This window comes from Arthrobacter sp. NPDC055585 (assembly GCF_053619115.1).
Window position 1 is genome coordinate 512,790 of record NZ_JBSHIT010000001.1, and the last position, 22,714, is coordinate 535,503.

Sequence of the window (22,714 nt, forward strand, 5' to 3'; positions counted from 1 at the left end):
GACTCCTCCCGGGCTGTCCTGGTTCCGGATGAAACTACTCGATGGTCACCTGGCCGATCAGCCGGGTGTCGGAGACGGAGCTGCCCACATAAATCGACACAGGCCCCGTGGGAGTCACGAAGTCGTCTGCTTCGTCATCCCAGTACTGCAGGGACCGCGGGTCCAGGGCAATGTTGACGGTTCCGATGCCTCCGGGCGGAAGCGTGATGGAACCGTACCCGGCCAGCTGGCGTGCCGGCGTCGGCTCGTCTCCGGGCAGGGTGCCCACGTATACCTGCACGGTTTCCTCACCGGTCCGGGTTCCGCGGTTCGCTACCTGAACGGATACGTTCCCGCCTGGATCGGCTGCGTCCAGCACTGCCGGTGCGGACAGGTTGCTGTAGGCGAACGTTGTGAAGGAGAGCCCGTGGCCGAAGGGGAACAGCGGCACTGCGCCCTGGGTGACGTAGTTCTTGTATCCGACGAAGACACCCTCCGTGTAGTTCACCACCGGGGAGACGACGTCAAAGATGCTGAACGGATTCGGCGGTCCCACGGTCGTGGCCTGCTCGTCGCTGACCGGGAAGGTAACCGGCAGCTTCCCGGACGGGTTCACGTCCCCGTACAGGATCGAGGCGACCGCCCTCCCCTGTGCCTGCCCGGCGTACCAGGCCTGCAGCACCGAGGGTACGTCCTCGATCCACGGCATAGTCACCGGTCCGCTGGTGGCCAGCACCACCACCGTCCGCGGGTTCGCTGCCACCACTGCGCTGATCAGCGCGTCCTGGTTCTGCGGGAGCACCAGTGAACCGCGGTCAGCACCCTCACCGGTGTAGTCGCGGGCCACCACGACGGCGACGTCCGCTGCTGCCGCTGCCTGTGCGGCTGCGGTGATGCTGGGTGCCACCACACCCTCCGGCGGTGTCCATCCCAGCCGGGCAATCGCACCCGGCTGGTCATTCAGGCCGCCGTTGAACTGGTTCGGCGCGTCCGTGGTGTATTCAACCCGCACCGGTACCGGAGTTCCTGCCGTCAGGTCCGCGCTCACCTCGCTTGTGGTGAGGCTGTCCGCCGGCTCGTTCAGGACCTCGGTGCCGTTCACGTACAGCCGTGCAGTGCCGAGGTGGGTTAGGGACAGCGTGTAGGTTCCCGTGGCAGGCGGCACGATCGTGCCTGTCCAGACTGCGGACATGGGCTGGGTGGCCAGCAGACCGCCAATCCCGGGTACCTGGGCGGTGTTGATGACGTCACCGGAGATACCGGTCCGGAGGTTAACCTGCCGCTCAGCGCGGGCCAGCGTGGTGTCTCCGGTGAAGTTGTTGACGCCCAGCCGGTATTCCGCGTTGACGTCTGTCAGCACGTCGCTGGGCATCGGGAACGGTCCGGGGATGGTATCTGCCAGGGACACCGGGTCCGTGCCTGCGGACTGGGTGACCGAGGCGCCGGCGGCCCGGGCGGTGATGCCGTCCAGGATGGTGGTCAGCCGGGCCGGGTTCTGAATGGCACCGGAACCGCCGCCGTCGATGTACCAGTCGGCGTCGGACCCGATCACGGCTATCGAGGAGGTGTCCTGTTCCACCAGCGGCAGGGTGCTGCGTGTGTTCTTCAGCAGCACGGCGGATTTTTCTGCCACCTCCTCAGCAATCGCATCATGGGCGTCCAGCATGTTCTGCGGAATCGCGAGGTTGGTCGGCTGCGGATTCTGGAAGGAACCCGCCGGCGGATTGTCGATGACGCCGTTGTCGAACATGGCAAAAGCCACGCGCCGGGCGGCGCCGGTCAGCCTCAGCTCCGAGACTTCGTTGTTGATCACGGCCTGCTGCAGGGCCGGGCCGGAGAACTCCGTCCCGGGTCCGGCAACATCGAGCCCGTTCGCGTAATCGGAGAAGGCGTGGGCTGCGTTGAAGTCAGAGCTGACGAACCCCTGGAACCCCAGCCGGTCTTTCAGAATCTTGTTCAGCAGCAGGTCGTTGCCGCACGAGTACTCGGAATTCACCTGGTTGAAGGCACACATCACCGAGCCTGCGTTGCCGTTTTCCACCACGTTCTCCCACGGCCGGGTGTAGGTCTCCAGCAGGGGACGCTCATCGATGCGCACGTTGACGTCGCCGCGGCGGGATTCGAAGTTGTTCAGGTTGTAGTGCTTGGGCAGGGCGACGACGTCCGCTCCCTGCTCGCCGATCACCTGGGCGGCAGCAGTGTCCCCGCTCAGCATCGGATCCTCTCCCAGGTCTTCCCACATACGCCCGTTGTAAGGGGTCCGGACCAGGTCCATGGTGGGTCCGGCGATTGAGTTGAATCCGGTGGCACGTGCTTCCTCGCCGCCAACCGCTCCATAGGCCCGCGCCAGCTCGGCGTCGAACGTTGACGCCAGGCCCACACCAACGGGCAGGCCGGTGGACGGACCTGTCTCCAGGGCGAGGCCGCAGCAGCCGTCCTTGCCCCGGATGCCGGGCAGCCCGAATTCAGGAACACCGGGTCCGCCGGACTGGATCAGGTAAGTGACTTTTTGCCCCAGGTTCATCGCCGCCGTTGCCCACTGCGCGCGGGTCATGGCGTCCTCGTCGCTGCCCAGCCAGGGGTTGCCTGCCGGCACCGGAGGGGTGCAGCCGCCTTCCCTCCCGTTGTAGGCATCCAGCCTGGTCATAAATGCGGCCATCGCGTCACGGGCCACCGGGAGGAACGGACGGTAGGTTCCGTCGGGCCAGCCCGTGGAGATTCCGGATTCCTTCATCCACGCAATCTCCTCAGCGAACTGGAGGGTTACTGGAACGTCGGTGAACGGCGCAGTGGTGGGATCAGGGAACTCCAGGGTCGCGGAAACGCTGCAGTAGCCGCCGCTGAACCGGTTCATAAACGCCGCCATAGCGTCGCGGGCGACTGGTTCAAGCGGGCGGAAGGTTCCGTCCGGGTAGCCGGTGGTAATGCCGGTGGACGCGAGCCAGGTGATTTCCTTGTAGAACTGGATCTCCGGGGTGATGTCCGTAAACGGTGAGGTCGCCGGTGGCTCAAAATAAGGTTGTCCGGCCAGCCGGTAGATAAACGCCGCCATCGCATCACGGGCAACCGTTGCCAGCGGACGATAGGTCCCGTCGGGGAAACCGGTGGTGATTCCGTTCGCGGCGATGAATTCAATCTCCGTTGCAAACGGATCGTTGGCTATGTCGCTGAACGGCGGCGGCTGCACCGTGTATACAGGGTCCGCCTGAATCACAACGTCATCAGCGCCTACCGCCGACGGAAGAAAACCGGTGGCCGCGAATAAGCCTAGAAAGGCCACCAGCCCGTACCGGCGCGCATTGCGCCGTTTTCGAGTGCTGATGCGCCGTTTTCGAGTGAACATACAAGCTCCTCAGTTATTCGGCGTGCGAGGCCATTCACGCATCACCGTCTGCAGGGGTTGGAGCGCGCGGCGCTGAGACTGGACGCCGGAATGAGGGCAGTGAGAATTACCGGGTTTACCGGTTTCCAGGACAGCATTCTTTGAATGCCGGGCCAGGAAGTTTGGGGTGCGAACTACTAGTGAATCGGAGCCTAGATGTATGCCCGGAAGCCTTCAATAGCACAAACTACGCGCTTGCACCGGGTACTCCTCGCGGCACTTCCGTTCCGAAACCATCCGCAAGGGTAGAGGGGTATTTACCCCCGGTGCACCGCAGATTTCCCTCGATACGTGTCAGCCAACCACGTGGTGCCGGCCCAGCGGCAGCACCAGCGGCTTGCCGGAGGCAGGGTCGGTGATGACCCGGTTCTCCAGCCCGTACACCGCGCGGACGGTGTCCTCGGTGAGCACCTCGGCGGGGGTGCCTGCGGCGAGGATCTTCCCGCCGGCCATGGCCACCAGGTGGTCGGCATAGCGGCCGGCCAGGTTGAGGTCATGCAGCACCATGACGATTGTGGTGCCGCGGCTGCGGTTCAGGTCGGTGAGCAGGTCCAGGACTTCCACCTGGTGGCTGACGTCCAGGAACGTGGTGGGTTCATCGAGCAGCAGCAGGTCCGTCTGCTGGGCCAGGGCCATGGCGATCCAGACGCGCTGGCGCTGCCCGCCGGAGAGTTCGTCCACGGAGCGCTCCGCCAGCCCCGCGGTTTCGGTGGCGTCCAGCGCAGCGGCGACGGCGGCGTCGTCCTCCGCGTTCCACCGGGCCAGCAGCTTCTGGTGCGGATGCCGGCCGCGGCCCACCAGGTCCGCGACGGTGATGCCTTCGGGTGCCACCGGGGACTGCGGCAGCAGGCCCAGGGTGCGGGCCAACTGCTTGGGCGGCATCCGGTGCACCTCTTTGCCGTCCAGCAGCACATGCCCCTGCTTCGGGGCGAGCAGCCGGGACATTGAACGCAGCAGCGTGGACTTGCCGCAGGCGTTGGCGCCAATCACGGCGGTGACCTGACCGGGCGGGACCAGCAGGTCCAGGGACTCGATGACCGTGCGGTCTCCGTAGCCGAGAGTGAGGCCTTCGACGGCGAGGGTGTGGGCAGCGGTCACAGTGAGGCTCCTGCGCGGTTGACGCGGACAATGAGGTAAACGAGGTACGGGGCGCCGAGCACACCGGTCACCACTCCCACCGGGAAGCGGGTGCCAAAGGCGTACTGTCCGCAGAAGTCGGCCACCAGCACCAGCAGTGCACCGACCAGGGCGGCGGGGACCAGCAGGGACGGTCCGGGGCCCACCAGCCGGGCGGCGATCGGTCCGGCGAGGAACGCGACGAACGCGATGGGTCCGGTGGCCGCCGTCGCGAAGGAGATCAGCAGCACCGCGGCGATGATGATCACCAGCCGGGTGCGGCCCACGCGCACGCCGAGGGCGGAGGCGGTGTCATCGCCCAGCCGGGTGGCGCCGAGGTTACGGGCCTGACCCAGCAGCACCGGGCCACAGATCAGCAGTGCGGCGAGGACGGGCAGGGCCTGGTTCCAGGAGGCGCCGTTGAGGCTGCCCGTGAGCCAGCGCATGGCTTCCTGCAGTTCCCAGTCAGGCGCCTGGTTCAGGATGTAGGCGGTGACGGATTCGAGCATCGCGGCGATGCCGATGCCCACCAGGATCAGCCGGGTGTCCGCGACTCCGGCCTTATAGGACAGGGCATAAACCGCCAGTGCGACGGCGAGCCCGGCGGTGATCGCGAAGACCGAGACCGAGGCACCGCCCAGGCCCAGGCCCACGATCGCGAACGCCGCGCCCGCGCCGGCACCGGAACTGATGCCGATAATGTCCGGGCTGGCCAGCGGGTTGCGCAGCATGGTCTGGAAGGCGACACCGGCCAGGCCGAAGCTGGCTCCGGCGAGCACTGCCAGGGCGGCGCGGGGCAGGCGTAGGCGCCCGACGGCGAAGGATGCACCGGGCACGTCCTCGCCGAAGATGACGCGCAGTACGTCGCCGAGCGGATAGAACGTGCGCCCGGCCATCACGCTGAGGGCGAAGACGGTGAGGATCAGGATGGTCAGGACAGTGACGACGGTGCGGAGGCGGAGGCCCCGGATGCGGCGGCCGCGGACGACGGCGGCGATGGTCGTGCTGCTGCCGGCTGCCAGGTTCGCGTGGGCAGCGTCCGGGACGGCAGCGTCCGGGGCGTCGTCGGCGGCGGCAGCGGCAGCGGCTGTGGAGGAGGAGACGTTCACAGGGCTCGGACTTTCTGCCGGCGGACAATCCAGATAAAGAAAGGTGCGCCGATCAGCGCGGTAATGATGCCGACGTCGATCTCTGCCGGGCGGGCAACGATCCGGCCCAGCACGTCCGCGGCGGTGACCAGTGCCGCGCCGGCGACGGCGGAGAACGGCAGCAGCCAGCGGTGGTCCACGCCCGTGAGCAGCCGGCAGGCGTGCGGCACCATCAGGCCCACGAAGGCAATGGGTCCTGTGACAGCGGTGGACGCCCCGCACAGCAGGACCGCACCCAGGGCTGCTGTGCCGCGGGCCAGGGCCACGCGTTCGCCGAGGCCGGCGGCCAGTTCATCGCCCAGTGCCAGGGAGTTCAGGGACCGGGCGGTGACCAGGCAGACCAGGAATCCGACGGCCAGGATCGGCAGCACCTGCCCAATCGCGTCAAAGGTTCCGCCGCCCACGCCGCCGATCTGCCAGGACCGCACTCCCCCGGCAAGGTCGTTCCGCGGCAGCACGACGGCGGAGATGAAGGATGCCAGCGCCGCGGAGATGGCGGTACCGGCCAGGGCGAGTTTCAGCGGGGTGGCGCCGCCGCGGCCCAGCGAGCCCACCGCGTAGACGAACAGAGCGGTGATTCCGGCACCCAGGATCGCGGCCCAGACAAAGCTGTTGGCGGCGGTCAGGCCGAAGAAAGCCATGCCCACCACGACGGCGAGGGAGGCACCCATGTTCACGCCCAGGATGCCCGGGTCGGCCAGCGGATTGCGGGTGACGCCCTGCATCACGGCTCCGGCGACGCCCAGCGCTGCACCGGCGAGCACGGCCAGCAGGGTGCGGGGAATGCGTTTGGCCACGGCGGCCTCGCTGAAGCCGTCTGCCGAGCCGCCCAGTGCGGCAACAATGTCCGCCCAGTCGACGTCGCGCGCCCCCACCGTGACCGAGGCCAGCATCAGCAGGCCCAGGAGTACGACGGCGGCGGCGAGCCAGAGGGTGCGCAGCCGCCCCGGGCGCCGTGCCGCAGTTCCGGAAGCCAGGGACTCCGGTGAGTCCTGGTTTTCGGGTGCGGGGGCGGCGTCCGGGGCAGTCGGGCGGGAAGGGTGTGTCACTTGGCGGCGTCGGCTGCTTCTGCGAGCACGGTCAGGTAATCGTTCAGCACCCAGCTGATCGCCAGCGGGGTGGGGTTGGCTGCGGTGCCCAGCGGGTTGTCACCGGGCAGGGTGACGATTGCGCCGTTGGCGACGGCGGGGATCTGGGAGAGCAGCGGATCGGATTCGAGTGCGGTGATCAGTTCCTCGCCGCCGTAGGTGACGATGATGTCCACGTCGCTGAAGGCATCAGCCTGCTCGGCGCTCTGGGTGAGGGAGAACTTCTCGGTTTCGGCGGAGGCCTTGGCGATGCTGCCTGCCACGCTCATGCCCAGGTCTTCGAAGAAGAGGGTGCGCGGGTCGTGCGTGGTGTAGAAGCTGACTTCGCTGAGGTCCGTGGTGTCCACGTGGGTCATGAACATGGCGGACTTGCCGGCCAGGGACGGGAACTTGGCGGCGGCGTCGGTCATTTCCTGCTCCAGGTCAGCGACCAGCTGCTCGCCTTCCTCGGCCAGACCGAGGGCGGTGGAGTTGTACTCGACCATTTCGCGCCAGGAGGTGCCCCAGGCGGTTTCGGGGTAGGCGACCACGGGGGCGATTTCGCTGAGGGTGTCGTAGTCCTCCTGGGTCAGGCCGGAGTAGGCGGCCAGGATGACGTCCGGCTGGGTGTCGGCTACGGCTTCGAAGTCGATGCCGTCGTTCTCGTCGAACAGCACCGGTGCTTCGCCGCCGAGTTCCTCGAGCTTTTCCTCGACCCACGGGAGGATGCCGTCGCCGTCGTCGTCGCCGAAGTTCGCGGCGGCCATGCCCACGGGCACAACACCCAGGGCCAGCGGAACTTCGTGGTTGGCCCAGTTGACCGTGGCGACGCGTTCCGGCTTTTCGTCGATGACGGCGGTGCCCAGGGCGTGTTCAATGGTGATGGTTTCCCAGTCGCCTTCGGGTGCGGCCTGGCTTTCGGCCGGTGTGGAGGAGCAGGCGGCGAGGGATGCGGTGAGCAGGGCGGCGGCTGAGAGCGCAGCGAGTTTGGAGGAGCGCAAGAGTCGTTTCCTTTGGTGCAGGTTCGGGCCGGCCCCGATTGGGGCCGGCGGAAGCCTTCCTGCGACGCTCCGGATACGTACTTAGGGCAGGCTAACCAAGGTAACCCTAAACTGCCGCCAAGGCAGGTGGGAAATTTAGTGACATAAAAGTGTCCTAATTAGCGGACGGGTGGGTTCTTGGAGCCGGCCCTCCCTTCCCGCCGCCCCCGGACTATAGTTTCCGCACACCAACACCGTCAGGAGCTGCCGTGAATCCATACGAACCCGTTCCTCCCGCAGCACTCGAAGACCTCGCCGAGCGGCTGGTCCGGTTCCGGCCGGTGACCGAACCCCGGCTCTTCAACCGCAGCCGCGAGTCCCTCGGGTTTGGCGGCGAGCAGCTGGCCGAACTCGTGGAGCACTGGCGGACCGGATTCGATTGGCCCGCCCAGGAAGCGTGGATTTCGGCCCTGCCGTGGGAGCAGACGGAGCTGTCCACCGTCCCGGTGCGGGCCGTCGTGTCCCGGGCGGCAGCCGCCTACGGCTCGCCGTCGTCGCCCGCGGTGCTCCTGCTGCACGGCTGGCCGGATTCAATCCTGCGGTTCCAGCGGCTCTTTCCGCTGCTGAAGGACCTGACGTATGTGGCGCCGGCGCTGCCCGGTTACCCGTTTGCCGCACCCGTGCCGGCGGGCGGGATGTCCTCGGTGGAGATGGCCGATGCGATTGCTTCGGCAATGTCCGAGTTCGGCTTTGCCCGGTACGTGGTGTCCGCCGGGGATGTTGGCTCTGACGTGGCGGAGGCGCTGGCGGTGCGGCATCCCGACGTCGTGACGGCCCTGCACCTGACCGATGTGTCCCAGTACCACGTCAACCTCGCACCGCCGCAGGACATGGACGACGCCGAGCGGGCGTACGCTGCTCGGGCGCGGCGGTGGCAGGGGGCCGAGGGCGGGTATGCGCATGAGCAGTCCACTCGGCCTGTGACGCTTGCGGCCGGGCTTGGGGATTCCCCGGCCGGACTGGCTGCCTGGATTGGCGAGAAGCTGGTCCGGTGGACCGATTCGGACGGAACGATGACGAACGCGTTCAGCATGGACGAGGCCCTGACCTGGATCAGTGCGTACTGGTTCAGCGGGTCGATCGGGACGTCGTTCGCACCGTACGCTGCGGGCCGTCCGACGGGCTGGCCCCGGATCGAGACTCCGACCGTGTTCACACTGTTCCCGAAGGACTTGGTGAATGCGCCGCGGCAGTTCGCGGAGCGGTATTTCAATGTGGCGGGGTGGACGGAGTTCGAAAGCGGTGGGCATTTCGCTGCGTGGGAGCGGCCGCAGCAGTATCTGGAGGGTCTGCGCGCGGCGGTGAAGCTGGGGTTTAGGTAGGGCTTCAGGGCGTAGGAGGCGTCAGCCGACCGAGTCGGAAATGATGAGCCGGGCTATGCGGTCTCCGTCCAGGGTGAATTCCATTGGTCCGGTCCCGTTGTAGCCGTCGCCGGCGACCTGGAGCTCCACGGTGTACGTGTCCGCCGCGGTCTGCCGCCAGTCGACGAGTTCGAACCGGGTGTTCTTCCCGATGTTATCAGTGCGGTTCCAGGTGCGGATGCCGTCGTGTGCGGTGAAGTTCCGACCCCAGTCCTCCAGGGTCGCGTCTGTGGTGAAAGCCGCGACGAAAGCTTCGGTGTCTGCCCGGTTGGTGGTGTCGATGAAAGCCTGGATGGGTGTGGGAAGGTCCATGAGCGGTTCCCTCTCAATCGGTTGGCTGAAATGGAGTGAGCTGGCCGGGCGGCCGCGCTGCGAAGAGCCGCCGCATGCCTGCCCGGGCGAGCATAAGCACCACGATGAGCACAGTCACCAGAAAAAACCCGCCTAGCTGGACCTAGCCGCGGAATACCAGCGCGGTCATTTCCAGGACCACGAGTTTGCTTCCGGGCAGGACCAGCAACAGCGTCACGGCACTGATTCCCCGTCGAACACCCGGCTGGTCCGAGCGCGCATGTGCCGGGAGCCTCTTCTTCACCCAGACAACGCCTTCCAGCACCACCGTGTAAACGAAGACGTCGACAAGATCGAGCGGGCTAACCCGGTTCATGGGGTGAGTCTAGGCCAGTGCTTTCCGAATCAGGCCTACTCCTTTCACGCAATACCCTGCACCGCGAACTTCCCACGACTGCGGCAGCAGTTGTCTACACTGAGAGGTAGCATTCTGCAGTCGAAGAACCTACAAAGTCATGGGGCTCAGATGGGTTTCAGGGTACGGAAATCGTTCAAAATCGCGCCAGGTGTCAGGATGACAGTCACTCCTAAGACTCTGGGGATGAGTGCAGGCGTGAAAGGCGCAAGAATTTCCGCCAACACCTCCGGGCGTGTGACGCAGACTGTTGGCCTACCAGGTACCGGCATTTATCGCACAAAGGCCCACTCGTCGAGGAGTCGATCTCGACGCGGAAGTCCGGCGAGCACCGCTACGAGTAAGGCGGCGCCCAAGATGCCTACCCCAGGGGTCTTCGCACCCAAATGGGAAAAGAAACTCTACAAAGCCGCCGTGGGGCAACCTGACTATGTGTCACTGGCCCAAATCGGTGCTGATTACCCGCCAGCCCGCCCACTGGCCGCACTGCTTGAAGCCACCTTGGTGTCTGTGCCCGCTGGCGATATGAAGCGTAGCCGCGACTTGTTGACGTGGCTCTTCAACACCGGCTATGACCCCGTCCAAGATGACTTCGTCAAAAAGTATCTGCCTGCAGCCTCGTTCACTCTGCCCATTGCGGACGGAATCAATGTCCAGTTGCCTCCAGACCGAAATTACATCGGCCTCCTGCTCGGCGAGATCTATCAAGTGACTGGCGACCTCTCGTCCGCTATCGAAGTCGTTGAACAGCTGGAGCCGAGCACTGTTACCGCTGTATCGCTGGCGGAGCTGTACGCCGCGCAGGGCCGGTGGCAGGACGTCGTCGAACTCACCGAAGCACTTACGAACGCTGACGAGGCATCAACTTTCCTGTTGACCCAGCGAGGCGTCGCCTTCCGTGAGCAAGGCTATTTCGAGGCCGCCCGTGAGTCGTTTAAAGAAGCTCTACGGATTCGGTCTCGGCCGGCGGACCTGCGACATCGCACCCTGCTCGAAAGAGGTTTGACCTACATACGCGAAGACAAGCGTTCCATGGCAAGAAAAGATTTCGAAAGAGTGCTCGCTGAGAACAGCACATATCCTGGTCTGCGCGATCTCCTCTCCAGTACCCAAGACTGATAGCTGACTCGCTGGATGCGGTTCAACAACGGCCGAGGGACTGGCCTTCGTCTGCTCTGTCTTTTAAATCCATCTCCTCAGGATATTTCCCTTATTCCCGCTCTGGATTTGCTGCCAGTTCGCGGTTTTGCCACCGGTTGGAAACGGCAGCAGACGTGCAAACGAGTCGATTTTCGGTCACAGGGCGACTCAGCGAAAGGCATCACTGGATCCCGTCCCGGATGATCGGGCAGGTCATGCAGTGCCCGCCGCCGCGGCCGCGGCCCAGCTCGGCTCCGACGATGGGGATCACCTCGACGCCTGCGTTCCGCAGCGCCGCGTTGGTCTGGGTGTTGCGGTCATAGGTGAACACCACCCCCGGCTCCACGGCAACGGCATTGTTTGCGCTGTCCCACTGCTGACGTTCGGTGGCGTGGTAGTCCCCGGCGGTCTCCACCAGACGCAGCTGCTTATAGCCCATGGCTTCGGCCACCACGTCCACGAAGCGGCGGTCCCGCTCGTCCCGGATTTCGAGGCCGGGGTCCTTGTCCGAAGGGTGGATGGTGAAAGGGTGGATGCCGTCCACGATGGCCGGATGGATAGTAGCCAGGTCCCGGTCAGCGAAGGTGAACACGGTATCCAGATGCATCGCGGCGCGCAGTTTCGGCATTCCGGCGACCACGATCCGTTCCGCCGCTCCCTCCGCGAAGAGTGCCTGCGCCAGCTGGGTGATGGCCTGCCGGGAGGTCCGCTCCCCCATGCCAAGCAGCACGCTGCCGTTGCCTACGGGCATGACGTCGCCGCCCTCCAGTGTGGCCTGGCTCCGGTCCTGTTCGGCGTCGCCCCACCATATCTTTGATCCGGTGTAGTCCGGGTGGAACCGGTAGATGGCCTGCATCAGCAGGGTTTCGTCGTGCCGGGCCGGCCAGTACAGCGGGTTCAGGGTCAGTCCGGAGCCAATCCAGCAGGTGGTGTCCCGGGTGTAGAGGGTGTTGGGCAGCGGCGGCAGCAGGTACTCGGGCCGGCCCTGGGATTCCCGGATGAGACCGACGTAACCGCTGCGGTAATCCGAGGGAAGGTCCGACGTCGTCAGGCCGCCGATGAGGTACCGCGCCAGTTCCGGTCCGGAGAGTGAGTCCAGGAACGCGCGGGTGCCGGCGACCAGGCCCAGGCCAACGCGGTTGGCGATGATTTTGCGGTCCAGCAGCCAGGCCCGCGCGTCTGGCAGGTCCATGGTCTGGCCGAGCAGGTCGTGGAGTTCGACGACGTCGACGCCGCGGCTGGTCAGCTTGGCCACGAAGTCCGCGTGGTCGCGCTGAGCGTTCTCCACCCACAGAACGTCGTCGAACAGCAGGTCTTCACGGTTGGTGGGGGTCAGGCGTTCGTGGGCCAGGCCCGGTGCGCAGACCAGGACCTTGCGCAGCTTGCCCACCTCGGAGTGGACGCCGTAGGACGCGGCCGTGCCTGCGGCGGCTGGGGAAAGCATGGGGTTCTCCTTGAGTTGTGAAGCCGGACCTACTGTCCCTGTTCCGCCTGCGCCCGGCGGCGGAGCGCTTCGTTGACGGCAGGGTCATCCAGGTTGCGCAGCCAGGTCAGCAGTTCGGGTCCGGCGGCCGGATTGGCGGCGACGGCGGGACGTGCAATGGGCTGCTCGGCGGCAAGTTTCTGCAGGCGCTGCGGAGCGGTTCCGGGATCCTCTGCTTCTGCCAAGACGGCAACCTCAGCGGGATCCACATCCCTTGGCCGGCTGGCCGAGGCTCCCCCCTTGACGATGCCTGACGCCGGGACGTTCATCAGCGGAGCTGTCCGGCGGGTGGACGGGGTGGTGTCCTCAGCGTGATGTTCCTGCATGTCTTCGTGCACGGGATGCTCCTTTGTAAGTAGCCTTATGAACATCCTTGCAGACGGAGCCGCGGTCTCCGAATCGGTTGGGGCGTTTCCAGCGACTGCGGGACCGGGGCTTGCCAGACATTGAAATGCCGGGCCGCCCCGTGATGGGACGGCCCGGCAGCACTGCGTGAGTTCTAGAGCTCCGTGGTGACCTTCCAGGACGAGTGGATGGCGCCGTGGATGTAGTTCACCGCACCGGCGTCACCAACGACGTCGCATGGGATGCCCGCGTTCCGCAGCTCATCCGCGAGGGGCGCTGCCGACGTCGTGCCGTCTGCGTAGACAACCATCGAGGCAGGTGCGGAGAAGGGCTCCTCCCCCACCGTCCATTCCACGGACTTCTCGGTGATCCGGGTGATGGTTGCGTTGCGGTGGATCTGCACGCCGTGCTTCTTGGCGTCGCTGACGGCGGTCCAGCGGCGCGGCATGGCCAGCGGCAGGCCGAGCTGCTGCTTTTCGTGCAGCAGGGTGACGCGGCGTCCGCGTTCGGCGAGGAATTCGGCCAGTTCCAGGCCCACCAGGGAGCCGCCGATCACGACGACGTCCTTGCCCATCGGCAGCCAGAACTTGGTGAACTGGCGGACGAACTCGGGGCTCTTGGTCACGCCGGAGAGCCGGCCCATCTTGCCCAGGGTGCTCAGCACGGCGCCGGCTTCCTCGGCTGTGGCGGTGCCGAGCATCATGGCGCGCAGGGTGTCGCCGGTCTGCACGATCGGCAGGTCGCCGCCCGGGAAGTCGGGCTTGGGGCGGACGGCGCCGGTGGCGACGATGACGTGGTCCGGGTTCAGCGCGCGGATGGTTTCCACGGTGGCCGGGGTGTTCAGTTTGACGGCGATGCGCTGCCGCTTGATCTCGGCCTTGAACCAGCGCAGCAGGCGTTCGTTGTCCGGCGTCGTCATGGTGGAGAACCACATGGTGCCGCCCAGGCGGTCGGACTTGTCGATCACGGTGACGCGGTGGCCGCGTTCGGTGAGCACGCGGGCGCTTTCCAGGCCGGCCGGGCCGGCGCCGACGACGAGCACGTGCTTGGCCTGCGAGGCGGGCTTGAGCGGAAGCACGGCTTCGTTGCCGAGGGCCGGGTTGACGGCGCAGAAGGGGGTGTCGTCGAAGAAGTTCTCCGCGACGCAGAGGTAGCAGTTGATGCAGGGGCGCACCTCGCTGAACCTGCCCTCGCGGAGCTTGTTGGGCAGTTCGGGGTCGGCGAGCAGCTGGCGGCCCATGGCGGCGTAGTCGATCTTGCCTTCGGCGATGGCCTTTTCGGAGATCTCGGGGAGCATACGGCCGACGGCGATCACGGGAACGTTCACGTTCTTCTTCACCGCGGCGGCGTTGTCCAGGTAGGCGCCTACCTTGTTGGGCAGCGGGCCGTCGGTGAAGTTGTCGAACGGATTCCGGCCCCAGCCGGTGACGTGGATGGCGTCCGCGCCGGCTTCCTCGAAAAGCTTGGATGCCTCGATCGCTTCGGCGCGGGTGAGGCCGCCTTCCTGGCCGTATTCTTCGCCGGCAACGCGGACCAGGATGGCCAGCTTGTTGCCGACGCGCGCCTTGACGGCGGCGATGACTTCGCAGGCCAGACGGGCGCGGTTGGCGAGGGATCCGCCGTAGGCGTCGGTGCGCTTGTTGTCCCGCTGGTTCAGGAAGACACCCAGGATGTAGCCGTGGGCGGCGTGGATCTCGATTGCGTCGGCTCCGGCCTTGGCGATGCGCTCGGCGGCATCGGCCCAGGTCTGGATGAGCCAGTCGATATCCTCCTGCGTCATCTCCTTAAACGTGGTCTGCTTGCCGGCGGTGGCGGCGCCCATCTTGCCGAGTTCTTCCCGGGTGCAGTCCGCCAGCGCGGACATGTCGTAGGTGTAGTCCTGCGGGTTCGGGGCGAGCACGGCGCGGTCGTTGGCGACGTCGACGCGGGCTACCTTGCCGTGGTGCGTGGACTGGATGCAGAGCTTGCTGCCTGCTGCGTGGATCGCATCGGCGAGGGCTTTTAGGCCGGGGATGTACTTGTCATCCGAGAGGCCGGGCTCTTTCATAGAGGCGGCGCCGTACGGGAACGCGATGGCGCAGGCTCCGGTGATGATCAGGCCTGCGCCGCCTTTGGCGCGGGCCACGTAGTGGTCAATCTCAGTCTGTTCGATTTCGCCGTGCTCGGAGACGTTCATGTCCATGGCCGGCAGGACGATGCGGTTGGGGGTTTCCATCGGACCAATACGGCCCGTGGCCATCAGGTGCGGGAAGGTTCTGGTGCTCATGTTTCGAATTTTAGTCGTCTTGTTTACACCGTATACACGGATTTGCGGGTGCGGGGATGTGTTCTGTGCGACAGGTGTCTGGGTATACGCAGGAGCGGGTGGTCAGCGGCGCAGGATGTCGACGGCCCGGAGACCGCGCCGCAGCGCGTCGGCGTCCAGCGCGGCAAGGGAAACGTTCGGCTTACGGGACGTGAATGCGGTGGCCCGCAGGTTTCTGCCCAGATCCTCAAACCCGGGGATGGCTTCAAGCTCGTCCAGAAAACGGCTACGGGAAGCAGGTGGTTGTGCACCCGCGTCGGGCATTTGGGACATTCGGATGAAGTTGAATTCGATGGCAGCGCCCAGGACAGAGTAATGGAACAGGGATACAGTCCCGAGCTGGTTGTCAGCTGAATCCCGGACAGCGGCCCCGCCGGTTGGGAGCCCTGAACGTGAGCCGACGAATTCGAGATCCATCGCCTCGAGTTCGTCGGCAAAGACGGAGAAGTTCGGAACCGTTTCAGGTTCGTTGGTTTCCAGCCAGATGCGGTAAGTCTCAAGATCCCATACGGTCCGCCGGTCCCTAGCGTCCGCAGCTTTGGCTTCGGCCAGTTCCTGTCCGTAGGTCTGGGGTACCAGGATTTCGATTTCGCCTTGCACCAGCCGTACATACTCGACCGCGATGATGGTGGTCTCCGGGCCGGACATGGCGTTCAGGTATTCGATCATCCGCTTGAGCCGGCCGTTGATAGCGTCCACCGCCAGCACTATGCGGAACCGCCCATCCTGCAGATTCCGGGCGAGGGCGTCCCTGGCCTCTTCGTCTCCGGCCGCGAACAGGTCGTCACCGGTAGCCGTGCGCCACTTTAGCTCGAATTCATCGAGGTCCAGCTTCCAGAGCCGCGCCGCATAGTCGAACATCTGGCCGACGATTTCCCTGCGAACCTGAGGGTTCGCGGCAAGTTTGCATTCGACCAGTGTCAGGTCGCCGCTGGTATCCACAACAACGACGTCGGCCGGTCCGGCGCCGGATTGGAACTCACGGCAGGCAGCGGCTCCGCCCCGAACCCCTGGAATGAGCTCCGGATGGGCTGCCAGAATTTCCTGCAGTTCGGCTTCCAATGCGTAGCCAGCTGCGGCCGGTTCGCGCCAAGAACCGTCCATCTGGCGAATGAGGATCTGTTCCATGGCTGCGCACCTGACCTGGTTCCTGCCGGTTTGAGATTCTGCGTGAGGTACCGGTTTTCGCTGCCGGTTTGAGGCGGGGGCAAGAGTGTAGATCGCTCGAGTTCCGTCAGTTTGGCTCGGGTTGGAAGGCAGTTCAAGGGTTAGCGGAAATGGATGGGGCCTGGGCTCCGCCCGCTAACCGGAACGCGCTGCCACAATCAGCTCTCGCAGGATGTCCGCGTGTCCGCAGTGCTGAGCAAGTTCGCGAAGCACGTGCTGCTGGACCCAGCGCAGCGGCAGCGGTCCCCGACGGTTGCCCGGTAGCAGAGTGTCGCCGTCGAGACCTGCGACCGCTTGCCTAGAGAGTTCGACTGCCCGGGCATAGTCAGCCAGGACCGACTCGACAGTGTCCTTTTCGTCCAGTTTGAAGGACTCATCCGGGGTGGCCGGGATACCGAGATCCGACCGGCGCGTTCCGGTCACCGCTTCACCGAACCACACGTGTTCGACGGAAGCAGCATGCTTGACCAGCCCCAGCAGCGTGGTCTTCGACGGGACCAGCCGCTTCCGCGCTTCTTCTCCGGTGAGCCCGTCAAGACTCGCTGCCAGCATGCTGCGGTGCTGGTCGATAAACATGCCGATCTGCACATCTAACGGTGCGTGGTGGATGCTGGTGCTGTCGGCGTCGTACACGTGGTCCTCCGATGGCTATGGGCGCTGCCGGCTGGGTTCCGGCCCGCCCGCAGCCTACCAACGCCTGCTCCAATTCCGGTGTTTGCCACCAGCCAATCTGTGCGGCCAAGTGAGCTTTACTAGCTCGGTGATTCCTGAGTCTTTCCTACGTCTCTCTGATCATTCGCAGCCCACGCCGTCCCCGTCGGAGTCCAGTTCTTCATGCCAGCCGGGTTCCCCGCGATGAATGGGATCGGCACCAGCGGCCCGCACTGCGTCACAGTTCTCGAAGCTGTCGGCCGGAGCTGGTTTCCGTGCCTGTTCTTCCGCCAGTCGCTGGGCTTCTGCAGCGGCTTCCTCTGCCTCTCGCTGCGCAGCTTCCGCAGCAGCTTGCTCCTCTGCCAGGCGTTGCGCTTCCTGCGCTGCAGCCTCTTCGGCTTGGCGCTGGGCTTCCTCGGCCTGGCGCTGAGCCTCCTCGGCTTGGCGCTGGGCTTCCTCGGCTGCGGCCTCTTCGGCTTGACGTTGAGCTTCCTCGGCCGCGGCCTTGTCTGCCTGGCGCTGGGCTCTTTCCTCCGCCTGCTTCCGTGCCTCGGTCACCTTTTCGGATGCCACCTTGGGCAGCCAAACAAGAGTTCCATCGTCTTTCAGAGTGCAAACGTACTCGGCGTCGCCCTGCGTCTTTCGCTCCATTTCCACATCGCACGCCTCGTTGGTCAACGATTCCTCGGTTGGAGTCTGTGAGGCAGAAGAGCTCTGTGTATGGGACTCATAGGGAGCATCCTGCTCCGAGGGCACAGCGCTGCAGGCAGCTAGGAAACCGCAGACGAGGGCAAGGACCGTGCCAGTGGACCACGGGCTCCTCTTGCCTGCAGTTGACGGTGCGGGGTTGGAGGAATCTGTTCGTTGCACCTTTGATCACCTCGTTGAAAGCGGGCGGGGCGTCCTGCAGGGAGCAGGCTGACCCCTTCATCGGCTGCCAGGTTCTTTAGATCACGACCTGTGGCTCGATAATCGGCAATCCGCGGATAAATCACGTCCGTCGCAAACGGAAGATCCACTGAGTAACGTTTCTCCACCGCTTACCCTGCCAGAGTAGGACAGATCGGTGGGTCAAAGAAGACATCTACAAAGCGGCTCACAGAGGGCCAAGCTGGCGGTTCCGGGGCAGTTCACCTGTGTTCCGCGCCGCCTGAGTTGTTGGTTGACTTTGCCACGCCGAGCGTCGATACGGATGGTGTAGACCCATAAGCGGCCACGGCAAGCTCAGCCAGCTGCTGCACCCGCTCCAACACCTCATGGGGATGCAGCGAAAGATCCAGCGGGTACTCCTCCACCGTGACGCCGGTGTTGACGATGCGCCTGGAACGCCGTTGGCCTGCTCCTGCGTAAACCAGCCAGGCTTTTGGCGCGTTCAGGACGGTGCAGTAGGCCAGCATTTGGTAGTGGTCGGCATTGGCGTACTTTCCACCAGCTGACGCGGTCTTGTACTTGGCGTCAAAAACAACCGGGGACCGGTTTGGTGCCTGAAAGACCACGTCCATGAACATGCGTATCCGGTTCGGCCCCGCATCTTCGTCGGGGTGGTCCAGGTCTGCCCGGTACTGCCGGGAGAGACGGCCGCCGGCGATTCCCAGCTTGGACACCGCTTCTGCGAGCGCGACCTCAAGAAAGTCCTCGAAGACTTTTGCCATATTCACGGCGAAGGCTGCTGTCCGCACTCTGCCGTCCGCCGTTTCGGCCGCCGAGTGCATGAGGATGATTTCTGCCAGTCTCAGGGCCGGGGCATGGCGCTCGTTCAGGCGGCTCGTACGCCATGCCGGCAGCGGTGCACCGAGCCGTAGGTCGCGGACGCCGTCGAGCCTCCGGTCCAAATGTGCCAACCGGCGCCGTACACCTGGGTCCACCCGGTTGAGGCCAAGGAGCAGCCTCAGCGCCGCCCGCAGGATTTGGTTCTCGGCGATATCCACGGTGTGGTCGTCATAGCTCACCTCCAGCGGAAGCAGCATGCCGGGCCGCCGCGAGAGCTGGTCCGTGATCCGGATGCGTCCGCGGACGGTTCGCAGGGCCTCATCTACCCTCACGTAGCCGTGCAGAACTCCGTTAGCCAGAGCCCTCTCGCCCAACCGAGCCAGCGACTCGGCCAAAGCCGACCACAGGTCGAGCGCCGAGGAGGCCGCGACGTCGTCCGGGCGGAAGCCAGGATTCCGGGCGTACCCCAACAGGAACAGCAGCTGGCTGACCCCCACCTTGTCTTTCGGACGGACCTCCAGAAGCACATCCTGGATTTCGACGGCGCCAACAAGCCCAGCGGGAATGAGCTGCCAGAAGCCGGAACCCCGGGGTTCCACCCGAACCAGCCCCGAGGCAGCCAATCCGGCAGCGACGTCGTCCGGGAGTCCCTCCGTGGCACCCTGGTCAAGTTCGCCGATGCAGATGTGCCTCACAGCGCGGCCGCTGTCCCGTCGACCTTCCGCTCAATCGCTGCCAGACCGAACCGCTCGTGGATCTCCGGGCGGCTCAACCGCCCGTAGTAGTGCTCTTCGAGCAGGGGAAGCAGCTCGTATTTCCACAACTGCTTCAGGCCCGTATCTGTCCCCGTATGCTCCTTCATAAAGTAGGACGGACCAATCATCAGGTCCCGGTCTTCCATGGCGATCTCGGCGTTTAGCGCCTTCAGGAGCTGGGCCGGGCGGCTATCCAGTCCACGGGCTTCCAGGAACCGTTCCAGCAGGCCGCTGGTCATCCCTTCCTGGGGATGCAGTTCCACAAAGGCGAACCGCCGCCGGATGGCTGCGTCCACCATGGCGATGGAGCGGTCGGCAGTGTTCATCGTGCCGATGATGAACAGGTTGGGCGGCAAATCGAATTTCTCGTCCGAGTTGTACTGGAGGTTGATTCTCTGGTCGCGGTATTCGAGGAGGAAGTAGAGCTCGCCGAAGACTTTTGCGAGATTTCCGCGGTTCATTTCATCGATGATCAGGAAGTACGGCCTGTCCCGATGTGCTGCCGCCTCAGCCGCAATGCGCCGGAGCGGGCCCGGTGTCAGTGCGAACGAAACCTGACCGTCCGTTCCCTTGACCGGGCGGTAGCCCTCGAAGAAGTCCTCGTAGGCGTAGGACGGATGGAACTGCACAGTGGTCACGTGGTCAGCGTGCTCGTCCCCCGCCAGATAACGGGCCATCTTGCCGGCAAGGAATGTCTTGCCTGTTCCGGGAGGGCCATAGAAAACAATCTGGTTCCGTGACTGCAGCAGGTCAATGAGTTCCTGCAGGTCATCCCGCTGCATGAGCAGACTTTGGGCCAGTTCATCACTGGCTGCGCGCAGCACAGGCACCCCGTGAGGAGTCATTTCCACCGGACTCTCCTCGTGTGCCGCTTCGGTAACGGATTCGACGTCGTCGTCCTCCAGGAAAGTACGGATGGCGGGCAGCACCCCAGTCAGGTCCACAACCGTTCCCTGCTCTTCGAGCAGACTCAGGACAGGGGCAGGCAACGCGCCCATAGAGATGGTGTTTTTCTGCCAGGCGACCTCTCGGACCAAAGTGGCGGGGACCTCGTCTACCCGACGCTCAGGTGTGCCGGTGATGACGCCGAGGTGGACGTCCTGTCCCTGCAGTGTCAGCACCAGGTCTTCGGGCTTCATCAGGTTTAGGAACATCTGGTAGGAACGAGCACGCAGGCGCCGTTCCGAGTAGTCCAGGTGCTCATACCCGCGGTCAACAGCCGTCTGGAGGTCTTCCAGGGTGACGCCGCCCTCGACAGCGTCCAGGTACTCTGCGTCCAGAGATACCATTTCGTCGGAAACCCATCGGCTGGCCAGCTCGGCCTTTCCCTGGGATTGCCTCACCAGCCAGGCTCGCGGTGCCGGATCAGCATCCGGGTTCCACTGGCTAAGGTACGGCTCGGTGTACCAATCCGGCCGCTGACCGGTGCGGCGTTCCTGCACTGCCCGGATCATGTGGAGGTCGCTGGCGACGGCAAATTCGCTGTCTCCGGAAGCTCCTTCAATGTCGCCGGCGAAGGCGTTGCGGATGCGTTTCCGGTGTCCCCAGTTCACCACCGGAACAAAGAATCCCGGCCAGGACATGTATTCCAGGGAATACCGGATGGAGGGCAGGTTCCCGGGCACCGCTTCAGCCACATCATGGAACCCTTCCGGCGAATCAGCGGCGGCCTTCGCATTATCGGGGTTGCTGTGGATGCTGATGACGAGGTCGCACAGCCAGCACAGGTGACGCCACAGCTGGACATTGAAACCGGTGCCTCCGTTGAAGGCACCGCCTGCGCGAAGCCCGGTCTCGATAAGGCTGGGAATCGCCGGGGGCTCGTCCATCCAAGACAGGACCGTCTGTATGCGGGCCATTTTGGTTTCCGGACGAAGATTACTTAGTGGGAGGCACTGCATCGTCAGCAATTCTGCCGTCAGCAGGATGACTCCCCTTGAGGCGCCATCGAGTTGCTTTTCAAGTTTCCCCATGAAGGTTCCGGCGCCGGCGTCGGGATCTTCAAAGACTCGCCTGTACAGGTCGCGGGCGTTCTCTTCATTCCAAGAGACGACAGTTTCGTCGAAGGGTGACGCCGTCCCTGCCAGGCCTGGATTTAGGATCGCTGCAGCGGCATCCTCCAGTTCAGGATTGGGGCCAGAGCGGTAGTTAATGTCCTCGACGGTTTCAAGATTGCGCCAGGCGAGGAACTCCCGTTTTTGGGCCGGGGTCCAGTCCGCCGGCGGCGAGGATTTCATGACGAGCCAGACCAGCCCCTGAGCGTCCAGGCGATCAGTAAGGATCAGCCCGTACTGACCGGCGAGCGGCACCACACCGTCTAGCGTTGCAAGAAATGCCTCATATGTTCCAGAGGGTTCGGCTGAGTTCGGCGGAGTAAGATCCACGCCCATCAACTCTGCGAACCTCAAGGCGACGTACAGCCTGAGCTGAGGGAATTCAGTAGGATTACCCGCCATCAATAGTGACGTACCGAGTTCCAACAGGTCCTCTGCCGCAAGTTCCCCCTTGAGCCCGAGCGTTTGATTTACAAACGTATCTAGCAAGCTCTCGGAGGGACTGTTGTGCCAGAGTTCTTCGACTGCCGCTACCAATTCGTTAGGCCGCTGCCGGGTGAGATTTCGGAGGCTATCAAGCTGCCTTTCTCCAAGAGCGTTGCCCTTGGCAAGATCGGCGATCAGTGATTCCATTGATCTTGCGTCTCGATCGATGACCTTCTGTCGGGTCTTAGAAAGTCGTTCTGCCAACTCAAGCGTGCGTGACCGTTCTTGCTTGATCCGGTTGATGACATCGGGGATCTCACTCGCCCATTCTAAGAATTCGGCGATCTTCGACGAGTTGTGCACCAGAAACTCCTATCCGGGAAGGCGTTTCTAGATTGGTTACTGCCCCCACCGCGTATACAGGTATACCGGACGCCGGGCCATGCCTCGTAATTCCGGATTGTCTCGGCACACTTCAGACGCCCGCGAATGCTCCGGCCCGAGTTCCGCAACACTCGTAACCCAATCAGCTGCATCACCAGCGTCATCGGTCCGCAGGATTTCCACGCGCTGGCGGCCGCCGGCCATCAGCCCGTACATGTGAGCCCGGCCAATCAGATGAAGTCAGCACCGGCAGCCAGCGCCGCCACGATGTCCCGCCGGACATGATCCCGGGCAGGGCACGAGCGCGACATACTGGCGACAACGGACCTTCACATGACGGCCTTCCTGCGGCCCGCCGACCGACGAGAGCTTTCCGGTACCCACGCGAAACTGCTGACACAGGGCCGCAACCCAACAAAAAACCATGCGAAGGGGCCATCCAGCATAGAACGCGAAGGAACTCTCCTCGCTTATGAAAGGAGTACCGAGTTTGTG

Annotated in this window: 17 protein-coding genes and 1 pseudogene; 3 read left to right on the plus strand and 15 right to left on the minus strand. The window is 64.5% G+C overall.

Annotation, left to right across the window (positions count from 1 at the left end; genetic code table 11):
* Positions 1 to 34: 34 nt before the first annotated feature.
* From ACWGQ2_RS02220 to ACWGQ2_RS02240, 5 genes are all read right to left on the minus strand, one after another.
* Positions 35 to 3,322: a glycoside hydrolase family 3 C-terminal domain-containing protein gene (locus tag ACWGQ2_RS02220; RefSeq protein WP_452013892.1), complete on the minus strand. Its 3,288-nt coding sequence runs from the start codon at positions 3,320 to 3,322 to the stop codon at positions 35 to 37.
* Positions 3,323 to 3,655: 333 nt separating this feature from the next.
* Entirely contained in the window at positions 3,656 to 4,459 is an 804-nt protein-coding gene (locus tag ACWGQ2_RS02225; RefSeq protein ID WP_452013894.1) for an ABC transporter ATP-binding protein, read from the minus strand.
* Entirely contained in the window at positions 4,456 to 5,499 is a 1,044-nt protein-coding gene (locus tag ACWGQ2_RS02230; protein ID WP_452014488.1) for a FecCD family ABC transporter permease, read from the minus strand. Before ACWGQ2_RS02230 ends, ACWGQ2_RS02225 begins: the two co-directional genes overlap by 4 nt.
* 83 nt (positions 5,500 to 5,582) lie before the next feature.
* On the minus strand, positions 5,583 to 6,674 hold the full coding sequence (locus tag ACWGQ2_RS02235; RefSeq protein ID WP_452013896.1) for a FecCD family ABC transporter permease: 1,092 nt from the start codon (positions 6,672 to 6,674) through the stop codon (positions 5,583 to 5,585).
* The gene (locus ACWGQ2_RS02240; RefSeq protein ID WP_452013898.1) at positions 6,671 to 7,693 is read right to left on the minus strand and encodes an iron-siderophore ABC transporter substrate-binding protein; all 1,023 of its coding nucleotides are present in this window, start codon (positions 7,691 to 7,693) and stop codon (positions 6,671 to 6,673) included. The genes ACWGQ2_RS02235 and ACWGQ2_RS02240 overlap by 4 nt, the downstream gene beginning before the upstream one ends.
* A gap of 248 nt (positions 7,694 to 7,941) precedes the next feature.
* Here ACWGQ2_RS02240 and ACWGQ2_RS02245 point away from each other — a divergent pair, with 248 nt between their 5' ends.
* Positions 7,942 to 9,054 (plus strand): alpha/beta fold hydrolase, encoded by a 1,113-nt coding sequence (locus tag ACWGQ2_RS02245; RefSeq protein ID WP_452013900.1) that lies wholly within the window; start codon positions 7,942 to 7,944, stop codon positions 9,052 to 9,054.
* A gap of 21 nt (positions 9,055 to 9,075) precedes the next feature.
* Here ACWGQ2_RS02245 and ACWGQ2_RS02250 read toward each other — a convergent pair whose 3' ends face one another.
* Both ACWGQ2_RS02250 and ACWGQ2_RS02255 read right to left on the minus strand, forming a co-directional pair.
* The gene (locus ACWGQ2_RS02250) at positions 9,076 to 9,405 is read right to left on the minus strand and encodes a nuclear transport factor 2 family protein (protein ID WP_452013902.1); all 330 of its coding nucleotides are present in this window, start codon (positions 9,403 to 9,405) and stop codon (positions 9,076 to 9,078) included.
* A gap of 142 nt (positions 9,406 to 9,547) precedes the next feature.
* A complete protein-coding gene (locus ACWGQ2_RS02255) occupies positions 9,548 to 9,760 on the minus strand; it encodes a hypothetical protein (protein WP_452013904.1) in 213 nt (70 codons plus the stop codon).
* Between the two features lie 150 nt (positions 9,761 to 9,910).
* On the opposite strand from ACWGQ2_RS02255, the pseudogene ACWGQ2_RS02260 reads away from it, so the two are divergent.
* Positions 9,911 to 10,063, plus strand: a pseudogene (locus ACWGQ2_RS02260) (DUF4236 domain-containing protein); the annotation flags it as partial.
* Between the two features lie 93 nt (positions 10,064 to 10,156).
* Entirely contained in the window at positions 10,157 to 10,918 is a 762-nt protein-coding gene (locus ACWGQ2_RS02265; protein ID WP_452014490.1) for a tetratricopeptide repeat protein, read from the plus strand.
* Between the two features lie 202 nt (positions 10,919 to 11,120).
* On the opposite strand, the gene ACWGQ2_RS02270 is transcribed toward ACWGQ2_RS02265, so the two are convergent.
* The 8 genes from ACWGQ2_RS02270 to ACWGQ2_RS02305 all read right to left on the minus strand — a co-directional run bounded on the left by ACWGQ2_RS02270 (position 11,121) and on the right by ACWGQ2_RS02305 (position 22,198).
* Positions 11,121 to 12,383, minus strand: coding sequence for an arginine deiminase (locus tag ACWGQ2_RS02270; RefSeq protein WP_452013906.1), 1,263 nt, complete (start codon positions 12,381 to 12,383; stop codon positions 11,121 to 11,123).
* Between the two features lie 29 nt (positions 12,384 to 12,412).
* Positions 12,413 to 12,760: a variant leucine-rich repeat-containing protein gene (locus tag ACWGQ2_RS02275; protein ID WP_452013908.1), complete on the minus strand. Its 348-nt coding sequence runs from the start codon at positions 12,758 to 12,760 to the stop codon at positions 12,413 to 12,415.
* A 161-nt stretch (positions 12,761 to 12,921) separates the two neighbouring features.
* Positions 12,922 to 15,033: an FAD-dependent oxidoreductase gene (locus ACWGQ2_RS02280; protein ID WP_452013910.1), complete on the minus strand. Its 2,112-nt coding sequence runs from the start codon at positions 15,031 to 15,033 to the stop codon at positions 12,922 to 12,924.
* Positions 15,034 to 15,135: 102 nt separating this feature from the next.
* Positions 15,136 to 16,200, minus strand: a complete 1,065-nt coding sequence (locus ACWGQ2_RS02285; protein WP_452013912.1) for a hypothetical protein — start codon at positions 16,198 to 16,200, stop codon at positions 15,136 to 15,138.
* A gap of 174 nt (positions 16,201 to 16,374) precedes the next feature.
* Positions 16,375 to 16,815: a DinB family protein gene (locus ACWGQ2_RS02290; RefSeq protein ID WP_452014492.1), complete on the minus strand. Its 441-nt coding sequence runs from the start codon at positions 16,813 to 16,815 to the stop codon at positions 16,375 to 16,377.
* 216 nt (positions 16,816 to 17,031) lie between these two features.
* Entirely contained in the window at positions 17,032 to 17,541 is a 510-nt protein-coding gene (locus ACWGQ2_RS02295; protein WP_452014494.1) for an excalibur calcium-binding domain-containing protein, read from the minus strand.
* A 479-nt stretch (positions 17,542 to 18,020) separates the two neighbouring features.
* Positions 18,021 to 19,295, minus strand: a complete 1,275-nt coding sequence (locus ACWGQ2_RS02300; protein WP_452013914.1) for an McrC family protein — start codon at positions 19,293 to 19,295, stop codon at positions 18,021 to 18,023.
* Entirely contained in the window at positions 19,292 to 22,198 is a 2,907-nt protein-coding gene (locus tag ACWGQ2_RS02305; RefSeq protein WP_452013916.1) for an McrB family protein, read from the minus strand. The genes ACWGQ2_RS02300 and ACWGQ2_RS02305 overlap by 4 nt, the downstream gene beginning before the upstream one ends.
* Positions 22,199 to 22,714: the final 516 nt, after the last annotated feature.

Excerpts from the sequence above, each read along its gene's own strand:
- ACWGQ2_RS02220 (WP_452013892.1), bottom strand. The coding sequence starts at position 3,322 with ATGTTCACTCGAAAACGGCGCATCAGCACTCGAAAACGGCGCAATGCG.
- ACWGQ2_RS02250 (WP_452013902.1), bottom strand. The coding sequence starts at position 9,405 with ATGGACCTTCCCACACCCATCCAGGCTTTCATCGACACCACCAACCGG.
- ACWGQ2_RS02255 (WP_452013904.1), bottom strand. The coding sequence starts at position 9,760 with ATGAACCGGGTTAGCCCGCTCGATCTTGTCGACGTCTTCGTTTACACG.
- ACWGQ2_RS02265 (WP_452014490.1), top strand. The coding sequence starts at position 10,157 with ATGCCTACCCCAGGGGTCTTCGCACCCAAATGGGAAAAGAAACTCTAC.
- ACWGQ2_RS02270 (WP_452013906.1), bottom strand. The coding sequence starts at position 12,383 with ATGCTTTCCCCAGCCGCCGCAGGCACGGCCGCGTCCTACGGCGTCCAC.
- ACWGQ2_RS02280 (WP_452013910.1), bottom strand. The coding sequence starts at position 15,033 with ATGAGCACCAGAACCTTCCCGCACCTGATGGCCACGGGCCGTATTGGT.
- ACWGQ2_RS02285 (WP_452013912.1), bottom strand. The coding sequence starts at position 16,200 with ATGGAACAGATCCTCATTCGCCAGATGGACGGTTCTTGGCGCGAACCG.
- ACWGQ2_RS02290 (WP_452014492.1), bottom strand. The coding sequence starts at position 16,815 with ATGTTTATCGACCAGCACCGCAGCATGCTGGCAGCGAGTCTTGACGGG.
- ACWGQ2_RS02295 (WP_452014494.1), bottom strand. The coding sequence starts at position 17,541 with ATGGAGCGAAAGACGCAGGGCGACGCCGAGTACGTTTGCACTCTGAAA.